Below are 15,953 nucleotides of genomic sequence, written 5' to 3' on the forward strand. Positions count from 1 at the left end.
TCCATCATCCAAACCCCCCTGCAGCTACAAGCGCAGGGGGGTTTCGGCTTTGGGGAGGTGAAAACCACGCAGGCAAGAAGAGAGCAGTTCCGGGATGGCTGGGGTAATATTGACGTACACGTCAACGCCAGCCTTGGAGCGATAGCGCGGCTGGCGCTTTTGATCCTTTCTCCTAGCCATGGCCACCTACACCATCAGCGACCTTGCCCGGGAATTCGACCTCACTACACGGGCAATGCGTTTTTATGAAGACATGGGTTTGCTATGTCCAGAACGCAGCGGTCCCGGCGGACGTACGCGCGTCTACAGCAGTCGTGATCGCGCCCGCTTGCGCCTGACCTTGCGGGCCAAGCGCCTTGGGTTGTCACTGACCGAGGCCAAGGAGATCATCGACCTGTACGACAGCCCTCGCGACACCGGCGTACAGCTGCACCGTTTCCTGGAGGTGCTAGGCACGCACCGTAAGCAACTCGAGGCCCAGATGACTGATCTGCAGGCCAACCTGGACGAAGTGCGTGAGCACGAGCGCGAAGCACGGGAGCTGCTACGAAAAATTGACCTCGCATCGGCGCAAAGTCATGGATAATTGACGTTTACGTAAACGTCACTACTTTCCCTCGCACATCTCACAGGAGCCGATTCATGAGCATCAACCAGTTGCCTGGCCTGAACTTCCAGTTGGGCGAAGACATTGACGCGCTGCGCGACACAGTGCGCGAGTTCGCGCAATCGGAGATCGCCCCGCGTGCTGGTGAGATCGACCACAGCGACCAGTTCCCCATGGACCTGTGGAAGAAGATGGGCGACTTGGGCGTGCTGGGCATCACGGTGTCTGATGAGTACGGCGGCGCTGGCATGGGCTATCTCGCACATATGGTGGCGATGGAGGAAATCTCCCGCGCCAGTGCCTCGGTCGGCCTGTCCTACGGCGCCCACAGCAACCTGTGCGTGAACCAGATCAACCGCAACGGCAACGAGGCACAGAAGGCCAAGTACCTGCCCAAGCTCATCGGCGGCGAGCACGTCGGTGCCCTGGCCATGAGCGAGCCCGGTGCCGGCTCCGACGTGATCAGCATGAAGCTGAAGGCCGAGGACAAGGGCGGTGTTTACCTGCTCAATGGCAGCAAGATGTGGATCACCAATGGCCCCGACGCCGACACACTGGTGGTTTATGCCAAGACCGAGCCAGAACTGGGCGCGCGCGGCGTGACGGCCTTCCTGATCGAAAAAGGCATGAAGGGCTTTTCCATAGCGCAAAAGCTCGACAAGCTGGGTATGCGCGGCAGCCACACGGGCGAACTGGTATTCGACAACGTCGAAGTGCCGGCTGAAAACGTGCTGGGCCAGGTCAATGGCGGCGCCAAGGTGCTGATGAGTGGCCTGGACTACGAACGCGCCGTACTCACCGGCGGCCCGCTGGGCATCATGCAGTCCGTCATGGACAACGTCATTCCCTATATCCACGACCGCAAGCAGTTCGGCCAGAGCATCGGCGAATTCCAGCTCATCCAGGGCAAGGTGGCCGACATGTATACCGTGCTGCAGGCCGGCCGCTCGTTTGCCTACACCGTTGCCAAGAATCTGGACATGCTGGGCACCGAACACGTGCGCCAGGTGCGCAAGGACTGCGCCAGCGTCATCCTGTGGTGCGCCGAGAAGGCCACCTGGATGGCTGGCGAAGGCATCCAGATCTTCGGCGGCAACGGCTACATCAACGAATACCCGCTGGGCCGCCTGTGGCGCGATGCCAAGCTGTACGAGATCGGCGCCGGCACCAGCGAAATCCGCCGCATGCTGATCGGCCGCGAACTGTTCGCGGAGACCTGCTGACCGGCGCGGCCAGCCATATGCGGGGCGCACGCCGCCCTTTTCTTTCAGCCAACCAAGGATCCCCGATGACCACCGCTTCCATCGAAGAACTGTTCGTACACAACCGTGAATGGGCGCAGCAGATGGAGCGTGATCGACCGGGCTTCTTCACCGGCCTGATGGCGCAGCAAAAGCCGCGCTACATGTGGATCGGCTGCTCCGACAGTCGCGTGCCGGCCAACCAGATCACCGGCCTGGAGCCTGGCGAAGTCTTCGTGCATCGCAACATCGCCAATGTGGTCGTGCCCAGCGACCTGAATGCGCTGTCCACCATCCAGTACGCCGTCGACCAGCTGCAGGTGCAGCACCTGATGGTCGTTGGCCACTACGGCTGTGGTGGCGTGCGCGCGGCGCTGGAGGACATGCGCGTGGGCCTGGCCGACAACTGGATTCGCCACGTGAAGGACGTGCGCGACAAGTACGCCTCCGTGCTCGAAAGCCTGTCGCCCCAGTGGCGGCTGGACGCGCTGTGCGAACTCAACGTCATCGAGCAGGTGGCCAACGTGGCGCACAGCACCGTGGTGCACGACGCCTGGGCGCGCGGGCAGGACCTGACGCTGCACGGCTGGTGCTACAGCCTGCAGAACGGCCTGATTACCAACGTCGAGGTGACGGTGCCCGGAGCCGGCGGACTGGACGAGGTGCAGCGGCGCGCCGTCGAGCACGTCGCCAGCCGCCAGCGCGGCTGAGCGGCCGCCGCCCCGGCAGGGCAGCGGTAGCCCCGGCCTGACCGACCGACCATGTTCCCCGAACGCCTCGACGCCCCGCAGGCCTATGCCATCGCCCGGGCGATGATGGACGGCTTCAACCGGCACTACCGGCTGTTCCGCGCGGAATCGGCCCGGGCCAAGCACCGTTTCGAAACAGCCGACTGGCACGGCCAGCAGCGCGCCCAGCGCGAGCGCATCGAGTTCTATGACCTGCGCGTGAAGGAGTGCGTGCGCCGGCTGGACAAGGAGTTCGGCGCCGGCGCTCTGCCCATGGAGGTGTGGCACGAGGTCAAGCTGCACTACATCGGCCTGATGGTGAACCACCTGCAGCCCGAGCTGGCCGAGACCTTCTTCAACTCGGTCACCACCAAGATCCTGCACCGCACGCACTTCCACAACGACTTCATCTTCGTGCGCCCCGCCGTCAGCACGGAATACATTGAAAGCGACGACCCGGCTGCACGGCCCACCTACCGCGCCTACTACCCCCAGGGCGACCGGCTGCACAAGACGGTGGTTCGCATCGTCGAGGACTTCGCGCTGCAGCGGCCCTTCGAGGACTTGCCACGCGACGTGGCGCTGGTGATGCGCGCCATCCGCGAGCGCCTGGGCGCGGCCAAGCTGCGCACCAACTTCCAGGTCCAGGTGCTGGCCAGCCTGTTCTTTCGCAACAAGGGCGCCTACCTGGTGGGCAAGGTCATCAATGGCTATGTGGAGCTGCCCTTTGCCCTGCCCATCCTGCATGGTGAGCAGGGAGGCCTGATCATTGATGCTGCCCTGTTCGGCGAGAGCGACCTGCAGATGCTGTTCAGTTTCGCGCGGGCCTACTTCATGGTCGACATGGAGGTGCCCAGCGCCTACGTGCAGTTCCTGCGCAGCCTCATGCCGCGCAAGCCGCGCGGCGAGCTGTACACCGCGCTCGGCCTGGCCAAGCAGGGCAAGACGCTGTTCTACCGCGACTTCCTGCACCACCTGAAGTACTCCAGCGACCGACTGCGCATCGCCCCCGGCATCAAGGGCATGGTCATGCTGGTGTTCGACCTGCCCAGCTTCCCCTACGTCTTCAAGCTCATCAAGGACCGCTTCCCCGCGCCGAAGGACACCACGCGCGAGCAGGTGCAGGCCAAGTACCTGCTGGTCAAGCAGCACGACCGCGTGGGCCGCATGGCCGACACGCTGGAATACAGCCTGGTGGCCTTCCCCCGCGAGCGTTTCGAGGACGCGCTGATTGAGGAGATCCAGCGCCACGCGCCCAGCCAGATCGAGATCAGCGACCGGGACGGCGACGGTCACCAGGAGGTCATCATCCGCCACCTGTACATCGAGCGGCGCATGATCCCGCTGAACATCCACCTGCAGGAGTGCTTTGACACCGGGCTTCAACAACCCGAGGCACGCCACGCGCTGGAGCACGCCGTGGTCGAATACGGCAACGCCATCAAGGACCTGGTGGCCGCCAACATCTTCCCTGGCGACATGCTGTGGAAGAACTTTGGCATGACCCGCAATGGCAAGGTCGTGTTCTACGACTACGACGAGATCGAATACCTCACGGACTGCCACTTCCGCCGTGTGCCGCCCCCGCGCAGCGAAGAAGATGAAATCTCGGGCGAAGTCTGGTGGCCCGTCGGCCCGCGCGACGTGTTCCCCGAAACCTTCGTCCCCTTCCTGCTCGGCAACCAGGCCGTGCGCGAGATCTTCCTGCGCCACCACGCCGACCTGCTGGACGTGCAGTTCTGGCAGTCGCACCAGGAGCGCATCCGGGCCGGCCACGTCTACGACGTGTTTCCCTACGACGTGCAGCGCCGCTTCCAGGCGGGCGGAGCCGCATCTTCTTTCTTCTCCCAACCCTCATCCGTTTCAGGAGCCATGCCATGACTTCCCCGCAAACCAATCACGACCCCATCGTCATCGTCGGCGCCGCGCGCACGCCCATGGGCGCCTTCCAGGGCGACTTTGCCGACCTGCCCGCCTGGGAGTTGGGCGGCGCCGCCATCCGCGCCGCCGTCGAGCGCGCCGGCATCGCACCGGAAAAGGTCGATGAAGTGCTGTTCGGCAACTGCCTGATGGCCGGCCAGGGCCAGGCCCCCGCACGCCAGGCCGGCCACGCCGGCGGCCTGCCGCGCAGCACCGGCGCCGTGACGCTGTCCAAGATGTGCGGCGCCGGCATGGAGGCCACCATCCTGGCCCACGACCAGCTGGTCGCCGGCAGCCGCGACGTGATGGTCGCCGGCGGCATGGAGAGCATGACCAACGCCCCCTACCTGCTGAAGAAGGGCCGCGGCGGCTACCGCATGGGCCACGACAAGGTCTATGACCACATGATGCTGGACGGCCTGGAGGACGCCTACGAGCCCGGCCGCTCCATGGGCACCTTCGGCGAGGACTGTGCGGCCAAGTACCAGTTCACGCGCGAGCAGCAGGACCAGTTCGCCATCGCCAGCGTGCAGCGCGCGCAGGAGGCGGCCAAGAGCGGCGCCTTCCAGGAGGAGATCACGCCCGTCACGGTCAAGACGCGCAAGGGCGAGGTCACTGTGAGCGTGGACGAAGGCCCGGCCAAGGCCAAGCTGGACAAGATCGGCAGCCTCAAGCCCGCCTTCAAGAAAGACGGCACCATCACGGCGGCGTCCAGCTCCAGCATCAACGACGGCGCCGCCGCCCTGGTGCTGATGCGCGAATCCACCGCCTCGGCCCTGGGCGCCAAGCCCCTGGCACGCATCGTGGCCCACGCCATGCACGCGCAGGAGCCCGAGTGGTTCACCACCGCCCCCGTGGGCGCAACGCAGAAGGCGCTGAAGAAGGCCGGCTGGAAGGTCGAGGACGTGGACCTGTGGGAGATCAACGAGGCCTTTGCCGTCGTCCCCATGGCGCTGATGGCCGACCTGAATGTGCCGCACGACAAGGTCAACGTGCACGGCGGCGCCTGTGCCCTGGGGCATCCCATCGGCGCCAGCGGCGCGCGCATCCTGGTCACGCTGCTGCACGCGCTCAAGACGCGTGGCAAGAAAAAGGGCCTGGCCACGCTGTGCATCGGCGGCGGCGAGGCCACGGCCATGGCCATCGAGCTGGTCTGAGTGCGGGTTGCCTGCACTCATTTTTCGATAGCTGCCAGCGCTTGTGGGACAAGCGCTGGAGGCAGATTTGACCTAAAACCACACCCATGCCTACAGCCCTGGTGATCGGCGCCTCGCGCGGCATCGGCCTGGAGTTCGTGCGCCAATACCGCGAGGCCGGCTGGCGCGTGCTGGCCACCGTGCGCGATCGGGCCGGCGCCGAGCGCGTGCAGGCCCTGGGCGCGCAGGCGCTGACCGTGGACGTGGCCAACCCGGCGAGCGTCAGCGGCCTGGGCTGGCTGCTCGACGGCGAGCGGCTGGACCTGGCCTTGTACGTGGCCGGCATCATCCGCCGCCCGGACGCGCGCACGCCGCCCACGCGCGAGGACTTCGACGCCGTCATGCACACCAACGTGCTGGGCGCCATGCAGGCCCTGCCGCAGGTGGCGCCGCTGGTCGAGGCGGCCGGCGGGACGTTCGCTTTCCTGTCGACCTCCATGTCGCAGATCGGCACCGTGGCCGCAAGCAACGCCTGGTTGTACCGCACGAGCAAGGCGGCGCTGAACATGGCCGTGGCCGCCGCGCAGCACGACTATCCCGGCGCCACGCTGGTCACGCTGGACCCTGGCTGGGTGCAGACCGACATGGGCGGCGAGACCGCGCCGCTGTCGGTGCAGGGCAGCGTGCAGGGCCTGCGCGCCGTGCTGGCCAGCCTGCGGCCCGAGGACCGTGGCTGGCTGCTGCACCACGACGGCCGGCGCGCCAGCACCTGGTAGCCGGACGCGCTTTCAAACTTCAAAAGTCAAAGAGACAAGGAACACAGCCATGCTGCTGACCCAGGACCAGGAAATGATCCGCGATGCCATGCGCGACTTCGTGCAGGGGCAGATCGCGCCGCACGCCGCGCAGTGGGACCGCGAGCACACCTTCCCGCGCGAGGTGCACCGCGGCCTGGCGCAGCTGGGGGCGTATGGCATCTGCGTGCCCGAGGAATGGGGCGGCGCCGGGTTGGACTACGTCAGCCTGGCGCTGGTGCTCGAAGAGATCGCCGCCGGCGACGGCGGCACCAGCACGGCCATCAGCGTCACCAACTGCCCCGTCAACGCCATCCTGATGCGCTATGGCAACGATGCGCAAAAGCGCCAGTGGCTGGAGCCCCTGGCGCGCGGCGACATGCTCGGAGCCTTCTGCCTGACCGAGCCGCACGTGGGCTCGGACGCATCGGCGCTGCGCACCACCGCGGTCAAGCAAGGCGATGAATACGTCCTCAACGGCGTCAAGCAGTTCATCACCAGCGGCAAGAACGGCCAGGTGGCCATCGTCATCGCCGTGACCGACAAGGGCGCTGGCAAGAAGGGCATGAGCGCCTTCATCGTGCCCACCGACACGCCCGGCTATGTGGTGGCGCGGCTGGAGGACAAGCTGGGCCAGCACAGCAGCGACACGGCGCAGATCAACTTCGACAATTGCCGCATCCCGGCCGCCAACCTGATCGGCGTCGAGGGCGAGGGCTACAAGATCGCCCTGGGCGCGCTGGAGGGCGGGCGCATCGGCATCGCCGCGCAAAGCGTGGGCATGGCGCGCGCGGCCTTCGAGTTCGCACTGCAGTACAGCAAGGAGCGCGAGAGCTTCGGCCAGCCCATCTTCAACCACCAGGCGGTGGGCTTTCGCCTGGCCGACTGCGCCACGCAGATCGAGGCCGCGCGCCAGCTCATCTGGCACGCCGCCGCGCTGCGCGACGCCGGTAGGCCGTGCCTGAAGGAGGCTGCCATGGCCAAGCTGTTCGCCAGCGAGATGGCCGAACGCGTGTGCAGCGCCGCCATCCAGACCCTGGGCGGCTATGGCGTGGTGAACGACTTTCCCGTGGAGCGCATCTACCGCGACGTGCGCGTGTGCCAGATCTACGAAGGCACCAGCGACGTGCAGAAGATCATCATCCAGCGCGCGCTGGCCTGAGGGCCTTCCCTCGGCCCGTCACTCGCTGCCGCGCCGGCGCAGCACCACGGTGATGTTGCCGTTGGCCTCGATGGTGGCGCGCTCCACCTCGCGCAGGTGCAGGCCGCCGCCGGACCGCAGCGCGGCCATCAGGTCCTCGATGGTCAGCAGCTCCTTGCGCATCAGCCGGTCGTTGACCTGGCCGTTGCGCACCAGTACCCGCGGCGAGCCGTCGATCAGCCGCTCCAGCCGGGGGACGCGGTAGGTCAGGTGCGCCAGCAGCACGTGGCACGACAGCAGTGTGGCGGCCGAGATCAGGCCGCCGACCAGCGAGTTGTCGCCTGCGTTCATGGAGTTCTGCACGGCGTTGGACAGGATCAGCAGCAGGACCAGGTCGAATGGCGCCAACTGCCCCGTCTGGCGCCGCCCCGTCAGGCGCAGGAACACCAGCAGAAATACATAGACCACCACGCCGCGCACAATGAATTCCCACCACGGCACCTCCATGTCGAACATGGTCCTACCTCCCATCTCTGCGGACCCCTGCCGCAGCTACCTTCGAGCATAAAAAGCCCTGCGCCGCGCCATGCGGGACGAAAAGCCGACTGCCTGCCGGCGGCCATCCATGGCGTCGGGGCCGCGGACAATGCCGGCATGACCGCACGTCACGACGACCACCCCGCCACCGCGCCTTGCCCCTGCGGCCGCGCGCTGGCTTACGCCGCCTGCTGCGGCCGCTACATCGATCACTGGGCCGACACGCCCGCACCGGATGCGGAGAGCCTGATGCGCTCGCGCTATACGGCCTTCGTGCGCGAGCAGGCAGAGTATCTGCTGGCCACCTGGCATGCCTCGCGCCGGCCGGCGCAGCTGGACTTCGAGCCCGGCGTGCGCTGGCTGGGCCTGCAGGTGCGCGCGTACCACGTGTCTGCGCCACAGCGTGCCGAGGTGGAGTTCGTCGCCCGCTCGCGCACGGGCGGCGGCCCCGCCCACCGGCTGCACGAGCGCAGCCGCTTCGTGCGCGAGGACGACGGGCGCTGGTACTACGTGGATGGGGAGATTTTTGGGTGAAATCGGGCTCTAACGCTTGCCAGTCAAGCGCTGGCAGCTATTGATATGGGAGCGTCCGTCATTCCCACCACAGCGCGCCGATGTCGTGGGCGAAGATGGGGTAGTTCATCCAGGCGCCGCGCAGGCCCTTGCGCACCACGGTGACCAGGTCGGGCGTGAAGATCCACGCGTTGACCGCGTCACGCGCCAGGTGGCGTTGCAGCTGGGCGAATAGCTGCTGGCGTGCGCGCGGGTGTTCGGCCAGGGCGTGCTGCTCGGCCAGCGCCCGGAAGGCCGGGCTGTCGTAGCCGAAGTAGTAGCCGGGGTCGGTGTAGATCAGGTAGTCCAGCGGCTCGACGTGGTTGATCAGCGTGATGTCGAAATCGCCACGGAAAGGGCCGTCCAGCCATTCGTGCCACTGCATGCGCCGCAGCTCGGCCTGTATGCCGACCTTGGCCAGGTACTCGGCCACCACTTCGCCGCCCAACAGTGCATAGGGCACGGGCGGTAGCGCCAGCTGCAGGCGCAGCGGCGTGCGCACGCCGGCCTCGCGCAACAGTGCGCGGGCGCGTGCCGGGTCGTATGGGTACAGGCTCTGCATGTGCAGGTAGCCGGCGTCGGTGGGTGCGAAGTGGCTGCCGATGGCCGTGCCATGGCCGTCCAGCGCCCGGCGGATGAAGCCTTCGCGGTCGATGGCGTGGGTGATGGCGCGGCGCACGCGCACATCGTTCAACGGAGGGCGGCGGTGGTTCAGCGCCAGCATGCCCTTGCCGCTGGAGTTGCCGATCAGCACCTGGTAGCGCCTGTCGCCGCGAAAGCGCCGCACGCTGCTGGTGGCGAACTGGAAAAACAGGTCCACCTCGCCCGCCTCCAGCGCGGCCTCGCGCGCCTGCAGGTCGTGGATGAAGCGAAAGACAGCGCCGTCCAGAGGCACCTGCTGCGCCGCCCGCGCATGAGGCGCACGCGCCAGCGCGATGCTGTGCCCGCGCTGCCACCCGGTGACCTGATAGGGGCCGGTGCCCACGGGTGCGCTGGCGGCCTGGGCTGCGCTGGCCGGGTGGAGGATGACGGCCGTGGCCTCGCCCAGGCGAAAGAGCAGGTGTGCGTCCGGACGGTGCAGCGTCAGAGTGACGGTGTGCGCATGCGGCGTCTCAATGGCGGCGATGTTGTCGAACAGCGCGCGCCGCGCCTTGTTGCTGGAGCCCGGCGCCTGAGCCCGCTCGAAGGAAAAGCGCACGGCCGCTGCGTCCAGCGCGCTGCCGTCATGAAAGCGCACGTCCGGGCGCAGCCGGAAGCTGAAGGCACGCCCATCCGGGCTGGCCTGCCAGCTCTCGGCCAGCAGTGGGGAGACGGAGCCGTTTTCCTCCACGCGGGTCAGGCCCTCCAGCACGTTGTAGTGCACCACCTCGCCCACTGCGGCCGCCGCGGCCACGGTGGGATCCAGGCTGTTGGGCTCCAGCGAGAGATTCAGCGTCGCCGGGCGCTGGCTTCCCGCGGACGGCTGGGCCTGCGCGGCCGCTGTGCCCGCCGCCCACAGCGCGGCTGCCCGTGCGATGGATTCGCGCCGGGTGAGGAGCGCCGTGGCGGGCTGCGGTGGGTCGAAACAGGGCGGATAAGAGAGGCTCATTCGGGAAAACCTATGGTGAGCAACGGGCCGTCAGCAGACAATGGTAGTGCCAGTAACTAACCGCAACCTCGGGCGCATCTCGTCCAGCACTCGCCCACCTGACACGCACTACATGCAGCCCTCCATTTCACCCAACGGTCCCGCCGCGCCCTCGCGCGCGTGGTGGCTGCTGCCGCTGGTGGCCGTGCTGGGCTGCCTGGCGCTGGGCTGGGGCGTGCGCACAGCATGGCAGGAGCGTGAGCAGCGCTACCGCCACGTGATCGAGGGCAGCCTGGCCGCCATCAACCAGCTGCAAGTAGGCAGCGTGGCCGCCTGGCGTCAGCGCCGCATGGGCGAGGCCGCATCGCTGGCCGACGACCGCCTGTTCGCTGCTGCCGTCTCGCGCTGGCGCCGCGCACCCGCCCCGGCCAATGCCGCCGTGCTGCGCGAGCGCCTGCGCGGGTTGGTCGAGCACCTGGGCTACACCGGCGCCTATCTGGTGGACCCGCAGGGCCAGCTGCTGCTGGGGCCAGACGGCTCCCTGCAGGGCCAGATGCCAGCGCCCGCGCGCGAATCGCTGCGGGCCTCGCTGGCGCTGGCCCAGCCCGCGGGCACGGGGCTGCAGCGCGACGCCAGCTTCGCCTTCCCGTACTTCGGCCTGCTGGCGCCGCTGTACGACGGCAGCCAGCCGCTGGGCGCGGTGTGGCTGGTGGTGGACGCGCGCACCACGCTGTACCCGCTGCTGGCCACCTGGCCCAGCAGCAGCCACACGGCCGAGTCGCTGCTGGTGGAGCGCCAGGGCGACTTCCTGGTGTTCCTGAGCCCGCTGCGCCACCGCAGCGACGAGGCGCTGACCCTGCGCATGCCCTGGCGTCCCGACAGCGGCGAGCCCGTCGCCCTGGCCGCAGGCGGCTCGCGCGGCACGCTGTACGGGCGCGACTATCGTGGCAAGCAGGTGCTGGCCACCGCCAGCGCCGTGCCCGGCAGCAACTGGCTGCTGGTGTCCAAGATTGACACCGACGAGGCCTTCATCGAGGCGCAGCGGCGCGAGTGGCTGGCGCTGGGCCTGGTTGCCAGCCTGGCGCTGCTGCTGCTGGGGGGCGCGGTTGTGCTGTGGCGCTGGCGTGCCTGGCGGCGCGAGCGCACCCTCAAGGACCGGCTGGAGCACAACATGCGCTGGCTGGAGACGGCTCAGCGGGCCGCCTCGGTGGGTTACTTCGCCTATGACGCGGGCAAGCGCGTGTTCACCATGTCGGCCATGGCCAACGTCATCTTCGGCGTCCCAGCGGACACCGAGCTGACGCTGCGCCAATGGATCGACATGGTGCACGCCGACGATCGCGAGGAGATGCTGCAGAAGCACGGCGATGCCATGGCACAGCGCGGCCCGCTGCGCGCCCAATACCGCATCCTGCGCGCCAGCGACCGCCAGATGCGTTGGCTGGAGGTGCGCGCCGAGTACGGCGACGCCAACGGCCCCGAGCGCTCGCGCATGACGGGCACGGTGCAGGACATCACCGAGCGCCGCCAGGCCGAGGAGCAGCTGGAGCGCTACCGCGCGGCGCTGGAGGCGCAGATTCGCATCGACCCGCTGACCCAGCTGGCCAACCGGCTGGCGCTGGACGAGCAGGTCGCCTTCGAGTGGGAGCGCGCCCTGCGCGGCGGCACGCCGCTGGCCCTTCTGATGATCGACGTGGACCGCTTCAAGGCTTTCAACGACCACTATGGCCACGTTGCCGGCGACCGCTGCCTGCAAAGCGTGGCGGTGGCGCTGTCCACCGCCACCGGGCGTGCCGGCGACGTGGTGGCCCGCTATGGCGGCGAGGAATTCGCCGTATTGCTGCCCGGTGCCGGCGAAGACCAGGCCTGGGCCGTGGCCGAGCGCCTGCGCGAGGCCGTGCGCGCGCTGGGCATCGAGCATGCGCGCGGCTGCGAGGACGGCATCGTCACCATCAGCGTGGGCGTGGCCAGTCTGCAGCCGGCCGGGCGCGAGGTGACCACCGGTGCGCCACGCGTCGGCGTGGACATGGCCCACGCCCTGTTCCGCCAGGCGGACGCGGCCCTGTACCGCGCCAAGCAGTGCGGCCGCGACCAGACCATGGTCTATGGTCCGGAGTGCGACATTGCACTGCACGACGCGCCGGACAGCCTGCTGTAGGCCCGGCCCCCACCTCTCCCTTTTCCTCATGAATGCAACAACCCTGCGCACGGCGCGCTTCGACGCCGTGCTTTTCGACTGCGACGGCGTGCTGGTGGACAGCGAGCCCATCACCAACGGCGTGCTGTGCGCCATGCTGAACGAGGCCGGCTGGCCCATCACGGCGGCCGAATGCATGGCCACCTTCGTCGGCAAGACCGTGCGCAGCGAGGCCGCGCGCATCGAGGCGCACACCGGCCGCCCGCTCACCGATGCCTGGATGGCCGAGTTCTACGCCCGGCGCAATGCGCGCCTGGCGGCCGAGCTGCAGCCCATCGACGGCGCGCTGCAGGCCGTGCGTGCCGTGCACGAGCGGCTGGCCGGGCGCATCGCCTGCGCCTCGGGCGCCGACCGGCAGAAGGTGGAGATGCAGCTGGCCCAGGTCGGCTTGGCGCCGCTGTTTGCCGGGCGCGTGTTCAGCGGCCACGAGATGCCGGCCACCAAGCCCGCGCCGGACGTATACCTGGCGGCCGCCGCCGCCGTGGGCGTGCCGCCCGCGCGCTGCCTGGTGGTGGAGGACACGGTGACCGGCGTGACGGCCGGCGTGGCCGCCGGCGCCACCGTGGTGGGCTACAGCCCGTCGGCCATCGGCCACGGCTCGCCCGAGGCCCTGCGCGCGGCCGGCGCCGTGCACGTCATCGCCGACATGGTGCAGCTGCCGGCGCTGCTGGGCTGATTTGCTCAGATTTTGATAGCTGCTCGCGCTTGACTGGCGGGCGCTGGGGCCCGATTTTGCTTGAATTTCAGGCGCGCAGCGCGGCCAGCAGCGCCTGGGCCCGGTCGGTGCGCACGTCCTTTTCCTGGGCCATCTGGCGGGCAATGGCGTCAATCTCGGGGCCCGTCGCGCCGGCCACGATGGCGATGTTGCGCGCGTGCAGTGCCATGTGCCCGCGCTGGATGCCTTCGGTCGCCAGCGCGCGCAGGGCGGCCAGGTTCTGCGCCAGGCCCACGGCCACGGCCGCCTCGCCCAGCTCCTGCGCTGTGGCCACGCCCATGATCTTGAGCGACAGCTGCGCCAGCGGGTGGGTCTTGGTGGCGCCGCCCACCAGGCCCACGGGCATGGGCATCTCCAGGCTGCCGACCAGCCAGCCGCGCGCGTCCTTCTCCCAGCGCGTCAGCGAGCCGTAGTGCCCGTTGCGGCAGGCCCAGGCGTGGGCGCCGGCCTCCACCGCACGCCAGTCGTTGCCGGTGGCGACGATGACCGGGTCGATGCCGTTCATGATGCCCTTGTTGTGCGTGGCCGCGCGGTAGGGGTCGACGGCGGCGAACTCGTAGGCGTCCAGGATGCGCTCGATCATGTCGCCGCCGTCGTAGTCGGCCGTGGCCAGCGCCTCGGGCGACAGCGCCACGCGGGCGCGCGACAGGCGCAGGTCGGCCAGGTTGGACAGGATGCGCAGCCGCACCTGCCCGCCGGTGATGGCCTCGACCAGCGGCGAGACGGACTCGGCCATGGTGTTCACGGTGTTGGCGCCCATGGCGTCGCGCACGTCCACGATCAGGTGCATCACCAGCATGGCACCGCGCCGCGTGTTCTCCAGCACGTGCACCTCGATGTCGCGGCAGCCGCCGCCCAGGCCGATCAGCACCTTGTCGCGCTGGTTGGCCAGGTCGATGACCTCCTGGCGGCGGCGCAGCAGCGACTGGCGCGCGCCGTGCGGGTCGGTCAGGCCCAGCACCTGCACCTGGGCGCGCATCAGCGGCGCAGTGCTCGACGTCTCGAAGCCGCCGCACTCGCGCGCTATCTTTGCCATGAAGGAGGCGGCGGCCACCACGGAGGGCTCCTCCACCGCCATGGGGATGAGCACGTCCTTGCCATTGATCTGGAAGTAGCCGGCCACGCCCAGCGGCAGCTCGAAGGTGCCGATGACGTTCTCGATCATGCCGTCGGCCACGGCGGGGTCCAGCGCGCCGGCGTGGGCGAGGCGGCGGGCGTCGTCGTCGCTCAGGTGCGCCGCGGCCGCGAGGTGCGCGAGGCGCTGCGGCACGGTCATGGAGCGGAAGCGGGGCAGGCGGGAGTCAATGCGGGTCATGGTGGATGGAGCAGGAGCGGGTGAGGAAAACGAAAGGGATGGCGGCCGTTCGCAGGCAGGCGCCCAGGTACAGTGCGGGCGCATGAGCGCTCCATCTGATCCCCTGTTCATCGCGCTGGCGGATTCGCTGGAGCGGCAGATCCGCGACGGCGTGTACCGCAGCGGGGACAAGCTGCCTTCGTTGCGCGAGATCGCCGCGACGCGCGGCTACGGCAAGAACACGGTGGTGTCCGCCTTCGAGCTGCTGGTGGCCCGGGGTCTGGTGGAGCCGCGGCGCGGCTCGGGCTTTTTCGTCAAGGAGGCCGTGCCCGAGGCCGGCGAGAGCGCGGACAACCCGTCGCGGCGCCGGGCCATGGACATCGTCTGGCTCATGCGCATGCAGCTGCGCAACGAGCCGGGGCAGCTGACCGTGGGCGACGCGTTCCCGCCGTCCGAATGGCTGGCCGGCGCGCGGCTGGACCGCTCCCACCACAAGGTGGCGCGCGGCGGGCTGGGCGCGCTGTTTCGCTACGGCGACCGGCTGGGCTATGCCCCGCTGCGCCACCGCCTGGTGCGGCGCCTGGCGGACGTGGGCATAGCCGCCCACCCGCAGCAGATCGTGCTGACCCACGGGGCCAACGAGGCCATGGACCTGATCGTGCGCTACTTCGTGCCGCCCGGCGGCGTGGTGCTGATCGACGACCCGGGCTACTACCCGCTGCTGGGCAAGCTGCACCTGGCCGGCGCCCGCATCGTGGGCGTGCCCCGCCTGGCGGACGGCCCCGACCTGCAGGCCCTGGAGCAGGCGCTCAAGGCCGAGCGCCCACGCCTGTTCTTCACGCAGTCGCTGGCCCACAACCCCACGGGCTCGGACCTGTCGGCGTCCAAGGCGCAGGCCGTGCTGCGCCTGGCGGAGCAGCACAACCTGCTGCTGGTCGAGAACGACGCGCTCTCTGACTTCCGCCCCGCCACGGCGCCGCGGCTGTCGGCGCTGGACGGCCTGGAGCGCACGCTCTACCTGGGCAGCTTCTCCAAGTCGCTGTCGGCCGCGCTGCGCGTGGGCTTCGTCGCCTGCAGTGCCGACCTGGCGCAGGAGCTGGCGGACCTCAAAATCCTGACTGCTGTCAGCAGCTCGGAATATGCCGAGCGCGCCGTCGAGACGCTGCTGGCCGAGCGGCGCCATGCCCGGCACCTGGAGCAGCTGCGCGCCCAGCTGGCCGAGGCCACGCAGAGCGCCTACGCGCTGCTCGACCGCATGGGCGCCGAGGTCTTCGTGCGCCCCGCCCACTCGCTGTTCATCTGGGCGCGCTGGCCCGGTTTCGACGACGCCCAGGCGCTGGCCCAGTCCATGCTGGACCTGGACATCGTCATGGCGCCCGGCAACATCTTCAGCGTGGACAGCACGCGCATCAGCCCCTGGTCGCGCTGCAACCCGCACGCGGTGCAGGACCCGCGCTTCGCGCGCGCGCTGGAGCGGTTGCGAGGATGACATTTCATCCATAGCGCTGTGCGCTGCGTGAAACC

The 15,953-nt window shown here is 68.8% G+C and carries 14 protein-coding genes; 11 read left to right on the forward strand and 3 right to left on the reverse strand.

The annotated features are described in order from the left end of the window. The first annotated feature begins 178 nt into the window (after positions 1-178). The 7 genes from RT282_RS12600 (at position 179) to RT282_RS12630 (ending at position 7,588) form a co-directional block, all read left to right on the forward strand. Positions 179-586 carry a MerR family DNA-binding transcriptional regulator gene (locus RT282_RS12600; RefSeq protein WP_313314623.1) on the forward strand — a complete coding sequence of 136 codons (408 nt, stop codon included), beginning with the start codon at positions 179-181 and terminating at the stop codon, positions 584-586. Positions 587-642: 56 nt separating this feature from the next. Further along, positions 643-1,830: an isovaleryl-CoA dehydrogenase gene (locus tag RT282_RS12605; protein WP_313314626.1), complete on the forward strand. Its 1,188-nt coding sequence runs from the start codon at positions 643-645 to the stop codon at positions 1,828-1,830. A 65-nt stretch (positions 1,831-1,895) separates the two neighbouring features. Then, positions 1,896-2,558, forward strand: a complete 663-nt coding sequence (can, locus tag RT282_RS12610; protein ID WP_312758565.1) for a carbonate dehydratase — start codon at positions 1,896-1,898, stop codon at positions 2,556-2,558. Between the two features lie 51 nt (positions 2,559-2,609). Continuing rightward, complete coding sequence (gene aceK / locus RT282_RS12615; protein WP_313314630.1) at positions 2,610-4,457, forward strand: bifunctional isocitrate dehydrogenase kinase/phosphatase; 1,848 nt, start codon at positions 2,610-2,612, stop codon at positions 4,455-4,457. Further along, positions 4,454-5,653, forward strand: a complete 1,200-nt coding sequence (locus RT282_RS12620) for an acetyl-CoA C-acyltransferase (protein WP_313084799.1) — start codon at positions 4,454-4,456, stop codon at positions 5,651-5,653. Before aceK ends, RT282_RS12620 begins: the two co-directional genes overlap by 4 nt. A gap of 86 nt (positions 5,654-5,739) precedes the next feature. Continuing rightward, positions 5,740-6,408: an SDR family oxidoreductase gene (locus RT282_RS12625; RefSeq protein WP_313314633.1), complete on the forward strand. Its 669-nt coding sequence runs from the start codon at positions 5,740-5,742 to the stop codon at positions 6,406-6,408. A gap of 49 nt (positions 6,409-6,457) precedes the next feature. Further along, entirely contained in the window at positions 6,458-7,588 is a 1,131-nt protein-coding gene (locus RT282_RS12630; RefSeq protein ID WP_313314636.1) for an acyl-CoA dehydrogenase family protein, read from the forward strand. Between the two features lie 18 nt (positions 7,589-7,606). Here the strand turns inward: RT282_RS12630 and RT282_RS12635 are convergent, their stop codons facing one another. Continuing rightward, positions 7,607-8,083, reverse strand: a complete 477-nt coding sequence (locus RT282_RS12635) for a DUF421 domain-containing protein (RefSeq protein WP_312303037.1) — start codon at positions 8,081-8,083, stop codon at positions 7,607-7,609. Between the two features lie 138 nt (positions 8,084-8,221). On the opposite strand from RT282_RS12635, the gene RT282_RS12640 reads away from it, so the two are divergent. After that, positions 8,222-8,638, forward strand: coding sequence for a YchJ family metal-binding protein (locus RT282_RS12640; RefSeq protein WP_313314640.1), 417 nt, complete (start codon positions 8,222-8,224; stop codon positions 8,636-8,638). Positions 8,639-8,696: 58 nt separating this feature from the next. Here the strand turns inward: RT282_RS12640 and RT282_RS12645 are convergent, their stop codons facing one another. Continuing rightward, on the reverse strand, positions 8,697-10,244 hold the full coding sequence (locus RT282_RS12645; protein WP_313314642.1) for an ABC transporter substrate-binding protein: 1,548 nt from the start codon (positions 10,242-10,244) through the stop codon (positions 8,697-8,699). Between the two features lie 112 nt (positions 10,245-10,356). Here RT282_RS12645 and RT282_RS12650 point away from each other — a divergent pair, with 112 nt between their 5' ends. Both RT282_RS12650 and RT282_RS12655 read left to right on the forward strand, forming a co-directional pair. Continuing rightward, positions 10,357-12,381, forward strand: coding sequence for a diguanylate cyclase domain-containing protein (locus RT282_RS12650; protein WP_313314644.1), 2,025 nt, complete (start codon positions 10,357-10,359; stop codon positions 12,379-12,381). Between the two features lie 28 nt (positions 12,382-12,409). Next, complete coding sequence (locus RT282_RS12655) at positions 12,410-13,096, forward strand: HAD family phosphatase (RefSeq protein WP_313314647.1); 687 nt, start codon at positions 12,410-12,412, stop codon at positions 13,094-13,096. 67 nt (positions 13,097-13,163) lie between these two features. Here the strand turns inward: RT282_RS12655 and RT282_RS12660 are convergent, their stop codons facing one another. After that, positions 13,164-14,450, reverse strand: coding sequence for a hydroxymethylglutaryl-CoA reductase, degradative (locus tag RT282_RS12660; RefSeq protein ID WP_313314650.1), 1,287 nt, complete (start codon positions 14,448-14,450; stop codon positions 13,164-13,166). A gap of 82 nt (positions 14,451-14,532) precedes the next feature. Here RT282_RS12660 and RT282_RS12665 point away from each other — a divergent pair, with 82 nt between their 5' ends. Beyond that, positions 14,533-15,918, forward strand: a complete 1,386-nt coding sequence (locus tag RT282_RS12665; RefSeq protein WP_313314652.1) for a PLP-dependent aminotransferase family protein — start codon at positions 14,533-14,535, stop codon at positions 15,916-15,918. The last annotated feature ends 35 nt before the right edge of the window (positions 15,919-15,953 follow it).

Source organism: Pulveribacter sp. (assembly GCF_032079985.1).
Lineage (GTDB): Bacteria > Pseudomonadota > Gammaproteobacteria > Burkholderiales > Burkholderiaceae_C > Melaminivora.